General features: G+C 71.1%; 12 protein-coding genes. All 12 read right to left on the bottom strand.

Annotation, left to right across the window (positions count from 1 at the left end; genetic code table 11):
• Positions 1-2 precede the first annotated feature (2 nt).
• The 12 genes from ACTMTI_RS31125 to ACTMTI_RS31070 are packed head-to-tail and all read right to left on the bottom strand — an operon-like array spanning position 3 to position 15,580.
• Positions 3-464 (bottom strand): MaoC family dehydratase, encoded by a 462-nt coding sequence (locus ACTMTI_RS31125; RefSeq protein ID WP_441124186.1) that lies wholly within the window; start codon positions 462-464, stop codon positions 3-5.
• The gene (locus tag ACTMTI_RS31120) at positions 461-1,660 is read right to left on the bottom strand and encodes an acetyl-CoA C-acetyltransferase (RefSeq protein ID WP_441124185.1); all 1,200 of its coding nucleotides are present in this window, start codon (positions 1,658-1,660) and stop codon (positions 461-463) included. The genes ACTMTI_RS31125 and ACTMTI_RS31120 overlap by 4 nt, the downstream gene beginning before the upstream one ends.
• On the bottom strand, positions 1,653-2,513 hold the full coding sequence (locus ACTMTI_RS31115; RefSeq protein ID WP_441124184.1) for an FAS1-like dehydratase domain-containing protein: 861 nt from the start codon (positions 2,511-2,513) through the stop codon (positions 1,653-1,655). The genes ACTMTI_RS31120 and ACTMTI_RS31115 overlap by 8 nt, the downstream gene beginning before the upstream one ends.
• Positions 2,510-3,250: a 3-oxoacyl-ACP reductase FabG gene (gene fabG / locus ACTMTI_RS31110; protein ID WP_441124183.1), complete on the bottom strand. Its 741-nt coding sequence runs from the start codon at positions 3,248-3,250 to the stop codon at positions 2,510-2,512. The genes ACTMTI_RS31115 and fabG overlap by 4 nt, the downstream gene beginning before the upstream one ends.
• A 23-nt stretch (positions 3,251-3,273) precedes the next feature.
• Positions 3,274-4,503, bottom strand: coding sequence for a CoA transferase (locus tag ACTMTI_RS31105; protein ID WP_441124182.1), 1,230 nt, complete (start codon positions 4,501-4,503; stop codon positions 3,274-3,276).
• A complete protein-coding gene (locus ACTMTI_RS31100; RefSeq protein WP_441124181.1) occupies positions 4,500-5,648 on the bottom strand; it encodes an acyl-CoA dehydrogenase family protein in 1,149 nt (382 codons plus the stop codon). Before ACTMTI_RS31100 ends, ACTMTI_RS31105 begins: the two co-directional genes overlap by 4 nt.
• A 32-nt stretch (positions 5,649-5,680) precedes the next feature.
• Complete coding sequence (locus tag ACTMTI_RS31095; RefSeq protein ID WP_441124180.1) at positions 5,681-7,336, bottom strand: class I adenylate-forming enzyme family protein; 1,656 nt, start codon at positions 7,334-7,336, stop codon at positions 5,681-5,683.
• Positions 7,333-8,733 (bottom strand): CoA transferase, encoded by a 1,401-nt coding sequence (locus tag ACTMTI_RS31090; protein WP_441124179.1) that lies wholly within the window; start codon positions 8,731-8,733, stop codon positions 7,333-7,335. Before ACTMTI_RS31090 ends, ACTMTI_RS31095 begins: the two co-directional genes overlap by 4 nt.
• Before the next feature lie 10 nt (positions 8,734-8,743).
• Positions 8,744-10,693: a glycoside hydrolase family 28 protein gene (locus ACTMTI_RS31085; RefSeq protein ID WP_441124178.1), complete on the bottom strand. Its 1,950-nt coding sequence runs from the start codon at positions 10,691-10,693 to the stop codon at positions 8,744-8,746.
• The gene (locus tag ACTMTI_RS31080) at positions 10,690-12,582 is read right to left on the bottom strand and encodes a glycosyl hydrolase family 28 protein (protein WP_441124177.1); all 1,893 of its coding nucleotides are present in this window, start codon (positions 12,580-12,582) and stop codon (positions 10,690-10,692) included. Before ACTMTI_RS31080 ends, ACTMTI_RS31085 begins: the two co-directional genes overlap by 4 nt.
• Positions 12,579-13,787: a CBM35 domain-containing protein gene (locus tag ACTMTI_RS31075; RefSeq protein ID WP_441124176.1), complete on the bottom strand. Its 1,209-nt coding sequence runs from the start codon at positions 13,785-13,787 to the stop codon at positions 12,579-12,581. The genes ACTMTI_RS31080 and ACTMTI_RS31075 overlap by 4 nt, the downstream gene beginning before the upstream one ends.
• Positions 13,784-15,580 (bottom strand): glycosyl hydrolase family 28 protein, encoded by a 1,797-nt coding sequence (locus ACTMTI_RS31070; RefSeq protein WP_441124175.1) that lies wholly within the window; start codon positions 15,578-15,580, stop codon positions 13,784-13,786. Before ACTMTI_RS31070 ends, ACTMTI_RS31075 begins: the two co-directional genes overlap by 4 nt.
• Positions 15,581-15,634 lie beyond the last annotated feature (54 nt).

The following is a 15,634-nucleotide window of genomic DNA, read 5'->3' as shown; positions in this document are numbered from 1 at the left end:
CCTCAGGTTTGGAGAAGGAGGGTGATGGTTTCGGCGACGCAGGCGGGTTTCCGTCCCCCGTCGATCTCGATGGTGTAGCGCGTCGTGAGAGCGCCGCCCGCATCGGTCCGCCGCAGGTCGACGAGGGTGGCCTGGGCCCGCAGGCGCGACCCGGCGGGCACGGGGGCGGGGAAGCGCGCCCTGTTGAGGCCGTAGTTGATGCGCGCCCGGCCGAAGTCCAGGCGGAAGAGCTGCCGGCCGAAGTGGGGGATCAGCGACAGGGTCAGGTATCCGTGCGCGATGGTGCCCCCGAACGGCCCGGACGCGGCCCGTTCGACGTCGACGTGGATCCATTGGCGGTCCCCGGTGGCGTCGGCGAAGACGTCGATGCGCTCCTGGTCCACGACCAGCCAGTCGCTGGGCCCGATCGGCTCGCCGAGGGCTTTCTCCACCTCTTCCAGGGACGTGAAGACGCGCGCGGTCATGCCGTCACCCGCTCGAAGACCGCGGCCAGCCCCTGGCCGCCGCCGATGCACATGGTCTCCAGGCCGTACCGGGCTTCGCGCCGGTGCAGCTCCCGGGACAGCGTCGCGAGCATCCGCACGCCGGTCGCCCCGACCGGATGGCCGAGCGAGATGCCGGAGCCATGGACGTTCGTCCGCTCCAGGTCCTTCTCGCCGAACTTCCACTCCCTCATGACCGCCAGCGCCTGGGCCGCGAACGCCTCGTTCAGCTCGATGAGGTCCATGTCGTCAAGGGACAGGCCGGCGCGGTCCAGGGCGGCCGCGGTGGCGGGGACCGGTCCGATGCCCATGGTCTCCGGCTCGACTCCGGCCACGGCCCACGACACGAGACGGACCAGCGGTCGCAGGCCGAGCCGCGCGGCCCGCTCGGGCGTGGTGACGAGGCACATGGCGGCCGCGTCGTTCTGCCCGCTGGCGTTGCCGGCGGTGACCGTCGCCTCCGGATCGGAGTCGAGCAGGAGCGGCTTGAGCGCGCTCAGCGACTCCAGGGAGGTGCCGGGGCGCGGGTGCTCGTCGGTGTCGGCCAGAGTGCCCTTGACGGGAGTCGGGATGATCTCTTCGGCCAGGATCCCGCCGGCCTGGGCCCTGACCGCCCGCTGGTGGGACAGCAGGGCCAGCTCGTCCTGTTCCGCGCGCGGGATCGCGTACGCGCGGCGCAGGTTCTCGGCCGTCTCCAGCATGCCGCCGGGGACGGGATGGCTCCTGCCGCCCGCCGTCACCCGGGCGCGGGCCAGGCCGTCGTGCAGCGCGATGCCGTTCTTCGCGCCCCACCGCATGTCGACCGAGTAGAACGCGGCGTTGCTCATGCTCTCGACGCCGCCCGCGACCACCACCTCGTGGGCGCCCGTCTGCACCTGCATGGCGGCGTAGAGGACGGCTTGCAGGCCGGAGCCGCACCGGCGGTCGAGGTGCAGGCCGGGGACGCTGACCGGCAGGCCGGCGTCGAGGGCGACGACCCGGCCGATCGCGGGCGCCTCGCCGGTGGCGTTGCAGTGGCCGAGGATGACGTCCTCGATCGCCTCCGGCGCGATGCCGGTCCGGTCGAGCAGGCCCTTGAGCGCGGTCACCCCGAGGTCGACCGCCGTCAGGCTTTTGAACATCCCGCCGTAGCGGCCTATCGGGGTGCGGACGGGCTCGCAGATGACCGCTTCACGCATGGCCGGTGCCTTCCTGCTCGATCGTCAAGGTGCTGCAGGGCTCGAGGTCCGGGCCGAACAGGCCCAGGGTGAGCGGCGCGGCGTCCTCGATCCGCCGCAGCCGCGCGGCCTGGCCGCAGAACAGGGGCTTGCGGTTCCTGTGGCGCAGGCTCCGGACCGGCGCGCCGTGGCTCTCCAGGCGCAGCACCTCCGCCAGGGCGAGGGTCATCAGGGGACCATGCACCACCAGGCCGGGATAGCCCTCGACGCGGGTGGCGTACGGCCAGTCGTAGTGGATGCGGTGCGGGTTCGACGTCGCCGCGCTGAACCGCATCAACAGGGCCGGGTCCGTGGCCAGATTCCACGACCACTCTCCTGCCCGGGTGAAGGGGGCGCCGGCGAGGGCCGCCGGCTCGGGCGGGACGTCCGCGGCGGCGACGGCGCCGGCCTCCCGGTAGATGAGGTCCTGCCGCTCCTCGATCGCGAGCCGGTCGTCGTCGTAGAGCCTGGTGGCGACGACCACCACGACCAGCCGGCCGGAGCGGCCCGTCTTCTCGGTGACCGACTCCACGCACGCCTCGCGGCGTACCGTGCCGCCCACCGTGAGCGGGGCGTGGAAGACGATCTCGCCGCCCGCGAACATGCGCCGGGGCAGCTCCACCGGAGGCAGGAACGACCCGCGCTTCGGATGGCCGTCCGCGCCGAGCGCGGCCGAACGGGGCCAGCGGGCCAGGGCGAGCCAGTGCCACAGCGGTGGCAGGGCGTCTCCCGGGCCGAGCGCGGGCGTGCCGTCGTCGAACAGGGCCGACAGCGCCGCCACGGGATGGGGATCGACCGTCTCGGTGCTGGTGACGGTGTGCGGTGTCCAGCTCACATGAACCTTCCGCCGGTCACTTCCAGCACGGTGCCGGTCATGTAGGAGGACAGGCCGGAGGCCAGGAACAGCGCGACGCCGGCGACCTCGCGCACCTCGCCGGCGCGCTGCATCGGGATCTCGGCCAGCTTCTGCTCCCACACCCGCTGCGGCATCGCCTCGGTCATGGCCGACCGGATCAGGCCCGGCTGGATGACGTTGACCCGCACGCCGTGGTGCGCCAGCTCCTTGGCGGCGGCCTTGGACAGGCCGACGATGCCGGCCTTGGCGGCGGAGTAGTTGGTCTGGCCGACCATGCCGACCTTCCCCGACAGCGACGAGATGTTCACGATCGCGCCGCTCTTCTGCTCGCGCATGATCGCGGCCGCCTTGCGCGTGCCGTTCCAGGTGCCTTTGAGGTGCACGTCGATGACCTGGTCGAACTGTTCCTCGGTCATCGTCCGCATGGTCGCGTCGCGGGTGATCCCGGCGTTGTTGACCATGACGTCCAGCGAGCCGAAGGCCTCCAGCGCCGTCTGGACCAAGGCGTCCACGTCGGCGGAATCGGTGACGTCGCAGCGCGCCGCCCGGGCCACCGCGGGGCCGCCGAGGTCCTTGGCCGCCGCCTCGGCGGCCTCCAGGTTCAGGTCACCGAGGACGACCCGCGCGCCCTCCGTCACGAAGACCTCCGCGATGGCGAGCCCAATGCCCTGGGCGCCGCCGGTGATGACCGCGGTCTTGTCGGCGAGTAGTGCCATGGATGATCAGCTTCTTCCGTTCGTCATTCCGTGTCCTGCCCGTCGGGGCGCGTGCGGACCACACCCTTCTCCCGCAGCGCCGCGAGGTCCGCCGCGGACAGGCCGAGCTCGGCCCGCAGCACCTCGCCGGTGTGCCCGCCCACCGGCGGCGACGCCGCCGGAGGCGACTGCTCCCCGTCCATCACCACGGGGGAGCCCGGCGCCCAATGCTCGCCGGCCCCGGGCTGGTCGATCCGTCCCATCAGCGGATGCTCCGGCAGGCCGGCGACGAGGCCGGCGAAGCTCCGGTACGCCGACCACAGCACGCGGGTGGCGCGCAGGGCCGCCTCCGCCTCGGCGCGGGTACGGGTCGCGAACCAGCCGGCGAGCAGCTCGCCGAGCACTTTGCGGTGCCGATACCGCTGCGACTCCTCGTCGAAGTCCGCCCCGAGCGCGGCGGCCAGCGCCGAGACCACGCCGGTGAGACCGGTCGCGGCCAGCAGGTCCCGCCAGTGCCTGGCGGTGAGCGCCACGATCATCAGGTGCTCGCCGTCGGCGGTGGCGAAGTCACGGCCGAAGGTGCCGTAGACGTGGTTGCCGTCGCGTTCCCGGAGCGTGCCGCCCAGTTGCGCTTCGGCGAGGTAGCCGAGGTTGCCGGCGGTCGCCAGGGCGACGTCCTCCAGGGCGACCCGCACCTGCTGCCCCTCGCCCGTCAGCAGGCGGTGCCGTTCGGCGGCCAGCAGCCCGACCGCCAGGTAGAGTCCGGCGGCCACGTCCCAGGCGGGCACCACGTTGTTCACCGGGTGCGCCACGTGCGAGGGGCCGGTCAGCAGGGGGAACCCGGTCGCCGCCTGGACGGTGTAGTCCACCGCGGCCCCGCCGTCCCGGCGGCCGGTCAGCAGCACGCAGATCACATCGGCGCGGCGCGCGCGCAACGTCTCGAAGGTCAGCTCGGGGTAGCGCTCGGAGTTGCTGATCACGATCCCGCCGCGCTCTCCGCCGCTGACGACCAGATCGGCGACGAGCCGGCGTCCCCGCTCGGAGGACAGGTCCACCTCGATGGCGCGCTTGCCCTTGTTCAGCCCCGACCAGTAGAGGCTCGTCCCGCTCTCGGCGAGCGGCCAGCGGGTGCGGTCGACGGCGCCGCCGATCGGCTCGACCCGGATCACGTCGGCGCCGAGCTGAGCGAGGGTCATCCCGCTCAGCGGGGTCGCCACGTAGCTCGACAGCTCGATGATCCGCATGCCGCGCAGCGGCCGCGCGCGGTCGGTCAACGACCCGCCCCCCTGAGCAGTTGCTTGGCGATGATGACCTTCTGCACCTCGCTGGTGCCCTCGTACAGCCGGAACAGGCGGGCGTCACGGTAGAACCGCTCGACCGGGACCGTCCGCATGTAGCCCATGCCGCCGTGGATCTGGACGGCGCGGTCGGCCACCCGGCACACCATCTCGGAGCAGAAGAGCTTCGCGCACGACGGCGTCATGCGGCGGTCGCCGCCGTCGTCGTACGCCCTCGCCGCGTCCAGCACCATCGCCCGGCCCGCCATGGCATCGGTCTGCGAGTCCGCGAGCATCGCCTGCACCTGCTGGAACTCCGCGATGGGACGGCCGCCCTGCCGGCTCGCCGCGGCGTGGTTGACGCTCTCCTCGACGAGCCGCTGCGCGAGCCCGACGCAGACCGCCGCGATGTGCAGCCGGCCGCGTGCCAGCGAGCGCATGGCGGCCGCGAAGCCCTCGCCCTCGACCCCGCCGATCAGCGCGGACTCCGGCACGAGAACGTCGTCGAAAAAGACCTCCGCGGTGTGCGCGCCACGCTGCCCCATCTTCTCGTCCTTGGGGCCGACGCTGAGCCCGGTGGCCCCGGACTCGACCGCGAAGACGGATATGCCCTTGGTGCCCTCGGTGTCGGCGTTCGTCCTGGCGAAGACCATGAACAGGTCGGCCCGGTCCGCGTTGGTGATGAACCGCTTCTGTCCGGTGATCCGATAACCGCCCTCGACGCGGACCGCGCGGGTCCGCAACCCGCTCGGGTCCGAGCCCGCTTCCGACTCGGTCAGCGCGAACGAGGCGATCTTGGCCCCGGCGGCGAGGTCCGGCAGGTGGCGCCGCTTCTGCTCGTCGGTGCCGAAGTTCACCAGCACCTGGCCGGCGATGCCGTTGTTGGTGCCGAGCATCGAGCGGAAGGCCGGCGTGGTGTAGCCGAGCTCCATCGCGAGCTGGACGTCCTCGGTCATCGAGAACCCGAGGCCGCCGTACTCCTCGGGCAGCGCGAAGCCGAAGAGCCCCATGTCGGCCGCCTTCGCGCGGATGGCGTCGGGAATCTCGTCGGTCTGCTCGATGACGTCTTCGGCCGGCACGACCTCCTTGCGCACGAAGGTGCGCACGGCGGCGAGCACTTCCTGGAACGCTTCGGTCTCCACTTGCGGTCTCCTGAAGGGGGGTCGTGGGTGGTTCACGCGAGCCGGGCGCGCAGTTCGGCCTTGAGGACCTTCCCGGCGGCAGAGGTGGGCAGCGCGTCGACGACGTGGACGGTGCGGATCTTCTTGTACGGCAGGACGCGTTCGGCGACGTAGGCCATGACCTCCCCGGGGTCGAGGAGCGCGCCGGGCCGCGGCACGACGAAGGCGACCGGCTCCTCCCCGGCGCGCGGGACGGACCGGGCGACGACCGCCGCCGCGGCCACGCCGGGATGGCCGTGCAGGATGTCTTCCAGCTCGCGCGGATAGACGTTGTAGCCCTTGTAGATCAGCATGTCCTTGGCGCGGTCGGCGATGAAGAGGAAACCGTCCTCGTCGACGTACCCGATGTCTCCGGTGCGCAGCCAGCCGCCGGCGAACTGCTCGGCGCTCGCTTCCGGCTGGTTCAGGTAGCCGCCGGTGACCTGGGGGCCGCGCACCCACAGCTCGCCGGCCTCGTTCGGGCCGAGCGCGACCGCCTCTCCGGTGACCGGGCGGACCTCCACGGCGGTGTCGAAGATGGGCAGGCCGACGCTCCCGGTTTTGCGCCTGGCGCTGCGCAGCAGGGGCGCGGCGGCCACCAGGCACGTCGCCTCGGTCAGCCCGTACCCCTCGCTGATCATCGCGTTGGGGAAGGCCGTGCCGAGCGCGCGGAGCGTGGCTGGGTCCATCGGGGCGGCTCCGGAGGAGATCACCTGGACCGCGGAGAGGTCGCGGCCGTCCAGGCCGGGGCTGTCCAGCACCGCGTGCCACATGGCCGGGCTGCCGGTGACGTACGTGGCGCGGTGGCGCTCGATCTCCGTCAGCAGCAGCTCGGGAGAGAACCGCCCGGTGAGCACGATGGTGGTCCCGCACAGCAGCAGGAAGTTCATGTTGATGAGCGCATGCGCGTGGAACAGGGGTGACACGAGGACCGTGACCGCGTTCCCGGGCCGCACTCCCGCCTCGGGCACGCCGGGGATCGGGCGGAGCCGGTGATCGGCGGTGACGAGGTGGGCGGCGCGCCAGGCGGTCATCTGGGTGACGTTGGCGACCACGTTGCGGTGCAGGACCCGCACGCCCTTCGGGACCCCGGTGGTGCCGCCCGTGTAGGCGAGGTGGGCCACGTCGTCCGGGGCGGCGGCGGTCTTCGGGGCGGCGGCGGGCCGGCCCGCGACGAATTCCGCGAAGGACGTCCCCGTCTCGGGATGCCCGGCGGACGGCGCGCACGCGCTCGGCGGTACGGTCACGATCGTCCGCACGGCCGCGCCGGCGGCGGCCTCGCGCAGCGTGGCCACGTGGGCGGGATGGCTGACGGCGAGGGCCGCGCCGGTGTCGAGGAGTTGGGCGCGCAGGCCCGGCGCAGGCTGCAACGGGTTGGCCGGCGACACGGTCGCCCCGGCGAGCAGCGCCCCGTAATAGCCGACCAGGAACCACATGCTGTTGGACAGGTGCAGGAGGACGACGTCACCTTCGCCGACGCCGGCGTCCCGCACGCCGTGGGCGAACGCGGCGGCGTGCTCGCGCAACTGGGCGAAGGTCAGCCGCTCCGCTCCGTCGACGACGGCCGTGCGGTCGCCGTACAGCTCTGCCGCGACGGTGAGCAGCTCCCCCACGGTCAGCTCGGGGTAGTCGAGCGAGGCCGGCAGCCCCTCCGGCCAGTACGCGCTCACCGCACGGCCCCCTCCGCCAGCAGGCTGTCGATGTCCTCCGAAGTATGTCCCAGCTCCGACAGGATCGCGCGGGTGTCCCGGCCGGGGACCGGCGCGGGCGCCGGCCTCTCGCAGGGGGTGCCGGCGAACCGGGGCGCGGGCGCCGGATGGATGGCGCCCTCGGAGTCGGTGAAGAAGCTCTCGCGGGCGGCGTTGTGGGGGTGCGCGACGACCTCGTCCATGGTGAGCACCGGCGTGACGCAGGCGTCGGCGCCGGCGAACCGCTCCGCCCACTCCTCGCGCGTAGCGGTCATGAACGCCTTCGCGAAGAGCTCCCGCATGGCCGGCCAGGTGCTCGGGTCCCGCTGGGCGGCGAGGTCGACCGAGCCGGCGACGCCGAGGACGTCCACGAGCTTGGCGAAGAACCCCGCTTCGATGGCGCCCACGGCGACGTGCCGTCCGTCGGCGCACTCGTAGGTGTCGTAGAAGGGGGCACCGCCGTCGAGCAGGTTCTCGCCACGGTCGAGAGTCCACGCGCCGTGCGCGTACCGGCCGTAGATCATCGACATGAGCTTGCGGTCCACGGCCTGGTCGGAGCCGCCGTACCACCAGGGGCCACTGGTGGGGAGCTTGAAGTCGGCCTCGATCAGGCGGGGCAGCGCCGTGTAGATCGCCTGCGGGTAGTCGTACGACGGCGTCATGCCGGTCTTCTGCTCGTTGCTGATCATGTCCATGATCGGCGTGTCTTCGTTGTTGTTCGAGATCGTCATGTCGGGGCGCTGCTGGTAGATCTTGGCGTAGAGGTTGTTGCGCTCCCAGTAGGCGTTGTCGTTGTCGATCCAGAACCCGGCCAGCTTCGGATAGCGCTGCATCTGCTCGAAGAACTGCAGGTAGCTGAACTCGCCGAAGCCGTCGCGGGTGGTCAGGTCCACGGTGCGCCCGACGTGGCTCGAGAAGGCCGAGGAGTTGAGCCACGAGCCCGACGACAGCCCCTCGTTGTGCCACTGCGGGTCGTCGGTCATGTAGTGGATGACCTTCAGGCCCTGCGCGTCGGCGGCGTCGATGAGCTCGCCGAGGAAGTCCCGCGTGGTGCGGCAGGAGCCGGGGATCTGCGACGGGTACGGCCGCGCGTACCCGAGCCTGCTGTGGAAGGTGGCCAGCACGATGTACTGGGCGTGCAGCTTCTTGGCCTCGTTCACCCAGTAGGCCGGGGTCCACCCGCCGTTGGTGACGTCGGCCTCCCACGCGCTGCAACTGGTGTGCTGCGGCGAGGTCCGCTCGCCCCAGTGCAGGAAGAGGCCGGCGACCGAGTCACGCAGGAACGCCTGGCGCGGATGTTGCAGGTCGGCCCCCGCCGGGGTGGCGGTGAGCAGGCCGATCAGGAGCGCGAGGACGGCGATCGGCGCCGTGCGTTTCATGGTGCGCCTCCTAGGACGAGGGGGTGCCAGTGGGGCTGAACGCGGGGTCGCTGGAGATCGCGACCCGGTCGAGGCGGGCGCCGTCCTCGCGGTAGGCGAAGGTGATCGTCCGTGCCCCGGCCGCCAGGTCGTACGTGACGGGCAGGCGGGCCCAGTGCCAGGAGGCGCCGAGCGGGATGTTGTTCCAGTTGGTCCACGAGCCGGTGCCGGAGCGCACCCAGAACGAGTCGTCGGCGTCGGTGGGGGCGATCACGCGGGCCCACACGGCGAACGTCCCGCCGCGCGGCAGGTCGAACGGGATCGTGGTCCAGCCGGTGGAGGGGGCGCTGGACTTGCTGTTGCGGCCGGCGGCCACGGTCACGTACGAGCCGCCCGACGCGGCGCCGTCCGAGACCGTCCCCATGGGTGCGGTGACCGTGCCGGACTCCGCCTCGGCGTACAGGCTGACCGGGTCATCCCCGATGGGCGTGGAGCCGGTGGCCCGCAGGCGCAGCGCCGCGCCCGAGGTGCCGGCGCTGTCGCGCACGGCGTACCCGTTGACGCCGCTGAAGCCGACGTCGTACGCGCTGCCGCTGCCGCGCTGCAGGGTGATGCCCTGCAGGATCACGCTGGAGGCGTCGTCGGCGATGACGGCGGGCCGGTTGTCGTTGTCGTCGAACCGGACCCGGCCGGACAGCGTGATCCCGGTCGCGTGCCTGATCCAGTAGGCGAACGACGGGCGCGGGCCGTAGTCGCGTGGCGGATACGTGGTGAGGTACTCGCCCGGCACCCGGTCGGCCTCGGAGGCCGGGTGCCCGCCGGGGACCGTCAGGTCGACGTCGCTGAACGTGATGCCGGGGCCGATGTCCGCCGACGGCGTGCCGGTCAGCGTGCTGGTGTAGTCGCGGGCGCCGACGGTGCCGGTGACCACGGGCGCGGTCAGGTCGGTGCCGGTCACGTTCGAGATCGTGATGTCGCGGATCCGTCCGGCGGGCGGCGAGCCGGGACAGCGCTTCCGCTCGCCGATCTTGAAGAAGAACGGCGACGTGGTCTTGGTGAGCGAGACGTTGTCGTAGTGGACGTCCTCGATGATCGCGCCGTCCATGGACACGATGCCGATGCCGGCCTTGCCCGCGCCGAGGACCGTGATGTTCTCGAAGCGGAAGTCGCGGAAGTTCCCGCAGGTCTCCGAGCCGAACTGGAGCGCGTTGTTCTCGTGCGAGTAGACGGTGGTGTCGCGCACGCGCACGTTCTGGCTGGTGTAGGTGTGGCCGAGGGCGTAGTCGCTCTTGAACGCGAGGGCGTCGTCACTGGCCTCGATGCGGCTGTTCGTGACGGTGACGTTCCAGCTGTTGATCAGGTTGATGCCGTCGCGCACGCCGCTGCTGGAGTGGATCGTCTTGAGGTTGTCGATCGTGATGTCGTGGCAGCCGTTGATGAGGGCGGCGAAGTGGCCGCCGCGCCGGAACGTGACCCCGGTCAGGCTGATGTCGGAGCACTCGGTGAGCGTGAGCGCCTTGTCGGCCTCCCCCGGTTCCGGGTTGCCGGTGATCAGGTTGCCGTCGCCGTCGATCGTGCCGCTGCCGGTGATGTGGAAGTCCGTGATGCCGCTGCCCCACATGAGCGAGTTGTGGAAGTGGCTGTGGCCGTAGTCCTGGTAGTCGTCGTACGGGTTGGACTCCGGCGGGTCCATGCCGCTGCCCGCGGCCAGGAGGGTGGCACCGGCGTCGAGCCGGAGCGTGACGTGCGATTTCAGATGGATCGTACGGGCCCGGTAACGGCCGGACGGGAAGACCACGATGCCGCCGGGTGCGGCACTGGCGGCGTTGATGGCGCGGTCGATGGCGTCGTCGTCGTTGGTGGAGCCGTTGCCGGTGGCGCCGTAGTCGCGGACGTTGAACTCGGCGGCGGCGTTCGCGGGCTGGGGACTCAAGAGGAGAGCGAGGGCGCACACCAGGAGGGCTCGGGCGAGAGAGGTCATGGCTGGAGTTCCACGTAGTCGAGATTGGGCAGGCCGCCCGCGGTGGTGGCGGTGAGCCGGATGGTGTTGGCGCCGGAGGCGGCGGGAATGGCCAGCGGGTTCGACGCCCAGGTGCGCCAAGCCCCCGTGCCGGGAGCGTCGACGGCGGGCGCGACGAGCGTGCCGTTGACCGTGACCGAGTAGGGCCGGTTCGTGGTGGTGCCGTTGGCGTAGCGGACCGTGAGCGTCTTGGTGCCGGACGTCGCAGCGGTCACCGCGAACTCGACGTAGGCGCCGGCCGCGTTGGCCGAGTTGACGAACCCCGTGCCCGAGTAGCCCGCGTGGTTGGACTCGACGGCGCCCTGCGAGATCGTCGCGTTCTCCGCCTCGTATCGCACGCCCGGGGAGGGCTGGGTGGAGATGTCCCGGCCGTTGTAGAACACGTTGATCAGCTGAAGGTCGTCGACGTGGTTGCCGATGTTCCCGGAATTGGTCATCCCGGTGAAGGTGCTGTTGGAGATCGACACGTTCTGGATGTGCTCGGCGCTCCGGCCGTCGATGTTGTACGCCGAGCGCCCGCCCGCGATCGTCATGCCGTCCACGGTGAAGTTCCTGACGGTCGGCGGGATGCTTCCGGATGTTTCGTAGTTCATCGTGATGTAGACGGCGTCGCGCTCGAGGTTGCGGCCGGTGAAGCGGCGGAGGTGGACGTCCTCGACGAAGCCGCCCCGGTTGAAGCTGGTCTTGACGTACAGGGCGTACTTGACCGGGTAGCGGCCGGGGAAGTCGGCGGCGTTGCACGTGCAGTCCTCGGCGAACACTTTCCTGACGCCGCCCGACATCTCCGATCCGACGGTGATGCCGCCCCAGCGGCCGGAGAACTTGCAGTCGCGTACCACGATGTTCTGGGAGGGCTTGTTCACCCTTCTGCCGTCGCGGTCACGGCCCGACTTGACGGGGATGCAGTCGTCGTTGGTGTCGAACCTGCAGCCGGTGATGAACACGTCGGTGCAGGAGTCGGGGTCGCAGCCGTCGCCCTGGGAGTTGGTGCTGGAGAAGGTGACGTTCCTGACCGTGACGTTCGTGCAGTAGACCGGGTGCAGCATCCACATGGCCGGGTTGCGCAGGTTGAGGCCCTCGACCAGGATGTTCGCGCAGTTGTACAGGCCGATCATGTTGGGACGCAGCCGGTGCCCCGCCCCGAACTGGCGCTGCTCGACCGGGTGGTCGTTCGCGCCCCACCCGCGCAACCGGTCGCGATCGTCTCCCCCGCCGCCCCATGACGACCATTCGCCCGCCGGTGCATTGCCGTCGATGGTGCCGGTGCCGGTGATCGCGATGTCGGTCTGGCCGTTGGCGTAGATGAAGGGCGAGTAGTTGTAGCACTCGATGCCCTCCCATCGGGTGAACACGTTCGGCAGGTACGCGCCCGGGTCTGTGCGGAACCGGATCGTTCCGGTCACGCGCAGGTTCACGTTCGACAGCAGATGGATCTTTCCGGTGCGGAACGTGCCGGCCGGCACCAGCACCCGGCCGCCGCCCGCGGCGTTGCAGGCGGCGATCGCCTGGCGGAACGCGGCGGTGCAGTCGGCGCTGTTGTCCCCCACGGCACCGTAGTCGACGATGTCGAACGTCCGGTCGGGGAACGCGGGCGGGACGATCCTGGCCAGGATCGACGGCACCTCGTCCCATGGCGAGGCGGCGGTCGTACGGGTCGCGAGCCGACTGCCGCCACCCGCCTCGGCTGCGGCCCGGCTCGCGCCCAGCGTTTCCCCGAGCGGACCGGCCACGGCCGCGACCCCGGTGGCGAGCACGGCCGCCCGCAGAACGTCCCGCCGCGACGCCCCGCTCCCCGGGGGTGCGCTGGGCTCGGGCGATGGGCCGGAGTTCTCGTGCGGCGGGCCGTTCATTGCGCCACCTCGATGTAGTCGAGGTTCGGGTTGCCGCCTGCGGTGGCGGCGGTGATCCGCACCGTGTTGGCGCCCGAAGCGAGGGTGATGGGCACGGTGGCCGTCGCCCATGTGGTCCAGGCACCGGTGCCGTTGAAGGGCTGGTCGGCGGCGACGGTCGCGCCGTTGACGGTGACCGTCGCGGGGCGGACGGTGGTGGTGCCGTTGGCGTACCGGATCCCGAGGGTGGCCGCTCCGGCGGTGCCGCTCACGGTCCACTCCACGTACGATCCGGCCACGTTGTCGCCGTTGACGAAGCCGGTGCCCGAGTAGCCCGCGTGGTTGGACTCGACCGCGCCCTGCGAGATCGTCGCGTTCTCCGCCTCGTAGCGGGTGGCGCCTCCGCCGTTCCCCGGGACGGCCTTGTAGGACCTGAGGTTCGTCAGCAGCAGGTGGCAGTTCTGCAGCGAGCCGGAGGTATCGCCCAGAGACCGGTAGATGCCCCACTTCGGCCGCACCCGGTCCCCGAGGAAGGTGTCCACGCCCGTCCTCGTCGCGTCGGCCACCGTGGCGCCGCCGTTCCTGACCACCCACCTGACCGCGCCGGACGAGCCGTCACCGATCTTGATCTCGTAGTCGATGTCGATCCACTTGTTGTGCAGCGGCTCCAGGTCCGTCCTCCCGACCAGGATGTTCGGCTCGAAGACCTTGTGCTCGATGGTCTGCCTGCCGTCCACCCGGCGCAGCGAGGTGACCGTGATCGGGGCCGTTCCCGAGCCCGGCATCTTGGTCTGGAAGATGTGGGTGAACGTCGTGGTGGCCTTCAGCGTGCTCGGGATGTACATGGAGTAGGTGACCCGCCACAGCTCGCCGTTCTTCCACTGCAGATAGCTGCTGCCGGAGGTGCGGTTGCCGGTCACCTCGTGCCGCTGCCTGTCCGTGCTGGTGTCCCGGTCCACCGTGTGCATGGTGAAGCGGTAGTTGTCGCCCTCGGGGAAGATGTGCGGCGCCGCTGCGGGGTGGGAGTCGGCGCGATCGTCCTCGATGGTCTCCCACGCCCCCATGCCGTTGGCCCTGGCCGAAGGCGACCACATCAGCTGCCAGGTCATCCCGGACGGAAGCAGGGTGGGGGCGGCGAACGCCGGGCGGGCGGGCAGGAGAGGGGCGAGGGCGGCCGCGCCCGCGAGGAGCCCGAGCTGGCGGCGGGTCAGGTGAGCGCGGGTCATGCCATGACCTCCAGGTAGTCGAGGTTGGGGCCGCCGCCCGCGGTGGTGGCGGTGGCCCTGACCGTGTTCGGGCCGGCGGCGAGAAGGGCGGAGACCGTCGTGGACTGCCAGGTGGTCCAGGAGCCCGTGCCTGTGAAGGGTTTCGCCGCCGCCACGACCGTGCCGTTGACCGCGATGTCCATCGGCCGGTTGGCGGTGGTGCCGTTGGCGTAACGGAAGGTGAGGGGCGCCGTACCGGCGGTGGGGGCGGTCACCGTGAACTCCACGTACGAGCCGGCGACGTTGTCGTAGTTGACGAAGCCGCTGCCGGAGAAGCCCGCGTGGTTCGACTCGACCGCGCCCTGCGAGATCGTCGCGCTCTCCGCCTCGTAGCGGGTGCCCTGCGGGCCGCCGCCGTACAGGACGCCGTTGATCCGCACGTTCCGCAGCACCACGTCGTCGGCGTTGGAGATCTGCGGCGCGGGCGTGTCGATCTGGGTGAACGTGCTGTCGGAGATCGTCACGTTGCGGATGTGACTGGCCGATGACCCGGACAGCTTGATCGCGAATGGCGAGTCGGTGATGTTCAGGCCCTCCACGGTGAGGTTCTGGATCACCGGGTTGGCGATGGGGCCGTAGCCGGGGCCGGTCAGGCTGTAGTTCATGTCGATGAAGAAGGCGCCCCGGTCGCACGGGCCGCCCGTCAGGTTCCTGACGTGCACCCCGTCCACCGTGCCGCCGCGCCTGTTGTTGGTCTTCAGGTACACGGCATGGAAGGAGCGGTAACTCGACCCGGCGAGGATGCGGTTGTTCTCTGCGAAGACGTTGCGCACCCCGCCGGACATCTCGCTGCCCACCGTGATCGCGCCCCAGCGGCCGTAGTACGTGTTGTCGCGGATGACGATGTCCGTGGAGGGCACGCCGACGCGGCGGCCGTCGGTGTCGCGGCCGGACTTGATGACCGTGCCGTCGTCGCCGGTGTCGAACGAGCAGCCTTCGATGAGCACGTCCGAGCAGCATTCGGGGTCGACGCCGTCCACCATGGCGCCCCGGCTGTAGATCTTGACCCGCCTGATGGTGATATTTCGGGATAAGACGGGGTGGATGGTCCACATCGCGGGATTCCTGATGTCCAGATCCTCGACCAGGATGTTCCGGCAGTCGTAGAACTGGATCATGTTCGGCTTGAGGTAGTGGCTGTCGCCGAACCGGCGCTGCTCCACCGGCACGCCGTCCACCGCGAGCTGCTGGAGCCGGTCCCAGTCGGGACCGCGCTCGTCGTCGAAGCCGAACCAGGGCCCGGCCGCCGCGTTGCCGTCGATGGTGCCGGATCCGGTCAGGGCGAGGTTGGTCTGGCCGCGGGCGTAGATGAAGGGCGAGTAGTTGTAGCACTCGATCCCCTGCCAGCGGGTGTAGACGTTCGGCAGGTAGGAGCCGGCGTCGGATCTGAACCTGATCGTGGCGCCGGCCTCGGCGTGCAGCCGCACGTTCGACAGCAGGTGGATCTTGCCGGTGCGGAACCTGCCGGTGCCGGGGACGAGCACGGTGCCGCCGCCGGCGGCGTTGCAGGCGGCGATCGCGGCGCGGAAGGCGGGCGTGCAGTCGGTGGTGTTGTCCGGTCTGGCGCCGTAGTCGGTGATCGGGAACGTGCGGTCGGGGAAGGCCGGCGGCGCGATCCTGGCGAGGATCGCGGGCACCTGGGCCCAGGGGGAGACGAGGGGGCGGGCCGTGGCGGGCGCCGGCGGCAGCACGGCGCCCGCCGGTATGGGGGCGAGCAGGGCGCCGGTGAGGACGGCCCGTCGGGAGGGATGCATGGGGGGGCGCTCCAGGGGGTGCTGGATCCGGCGGGCGCGCGTCCGCGCGGCCGC

It is taken from the genome of Nonomuraea sp. H19 (assembly GCF_052068215.1).
Taxonomy (GTDB): Bacteria; Actinomycetota; Actinomycetes; order Streptosporangiales; family Streptosporangiaceae; genus Nonomuraea.
This window is presented reverse-complemented; position numbering and strand designations above follow the sequence as displayed.

Excerpts from the sequence above, each read along its gene's own strand:
- ACTMTI_RS31125 (WP_441124186.1), bottom strand. The coding sequence starts at position 464 with ATGACCGCGCGCGTCTTCACGTCCCTGGAAGAGGTGGAGAAAGCCCTC.
- ACTMTI_RS31120 (WP_441124185.1), bottom strand. The coding sequence starts at position 1,660 with ATGCGTGAAGCGGTCATCTGCGAGCCCGTCCGCACCCCGATAGGCCGC.
- fabG (WP_441124183.1), bottom strand. The coding sequence starts at position 3,250 with ATGGCACTACTCGCCGACAAGACCGCGGTCATCACCGGCGGCGCCCAG.
- ACTMTI_RS31090 (WP_441124179.1), bottom strand. The coding sequence starts at position 8,733 with ATGAAACGCACGGCGCCGATCGCCGTCCTCGCGCTCCTGATCGGCCTG.
- ACTMTI_RS31085 (WP_441124178.1), bottom strand. The coding sequence starts at position 10,693 with ATGACCTCTCTCGCCCGAGCCCTCCTGGTGTGCGCCCTCGCTCTCCTC.
- ACTMTI_RS31080 (WP_441124177.1), bottom strand. The coding sequence starts at position 12,582 with ATGAACGGCCCGCCGCACGAGAACTCCGGCCCATCGCCCGAGCCCAGC.
- ACTMTI_RS31075 (WP_441124176.1), bottom strand. The coding sequence starts at position 13,787 with ATGACCCGCGCTCACCTGACCCGCCGCCAGCTCGGGCTCCTCGCGGGC.
- ACTMTI_RS31070 (WP_441124175.1), bottom strand. The coding sequence starts at position 15,580 with ATGCATCCCTCCCGACGGGCCGTCCTCACCGGCGCCCTGCTCGCCCCC.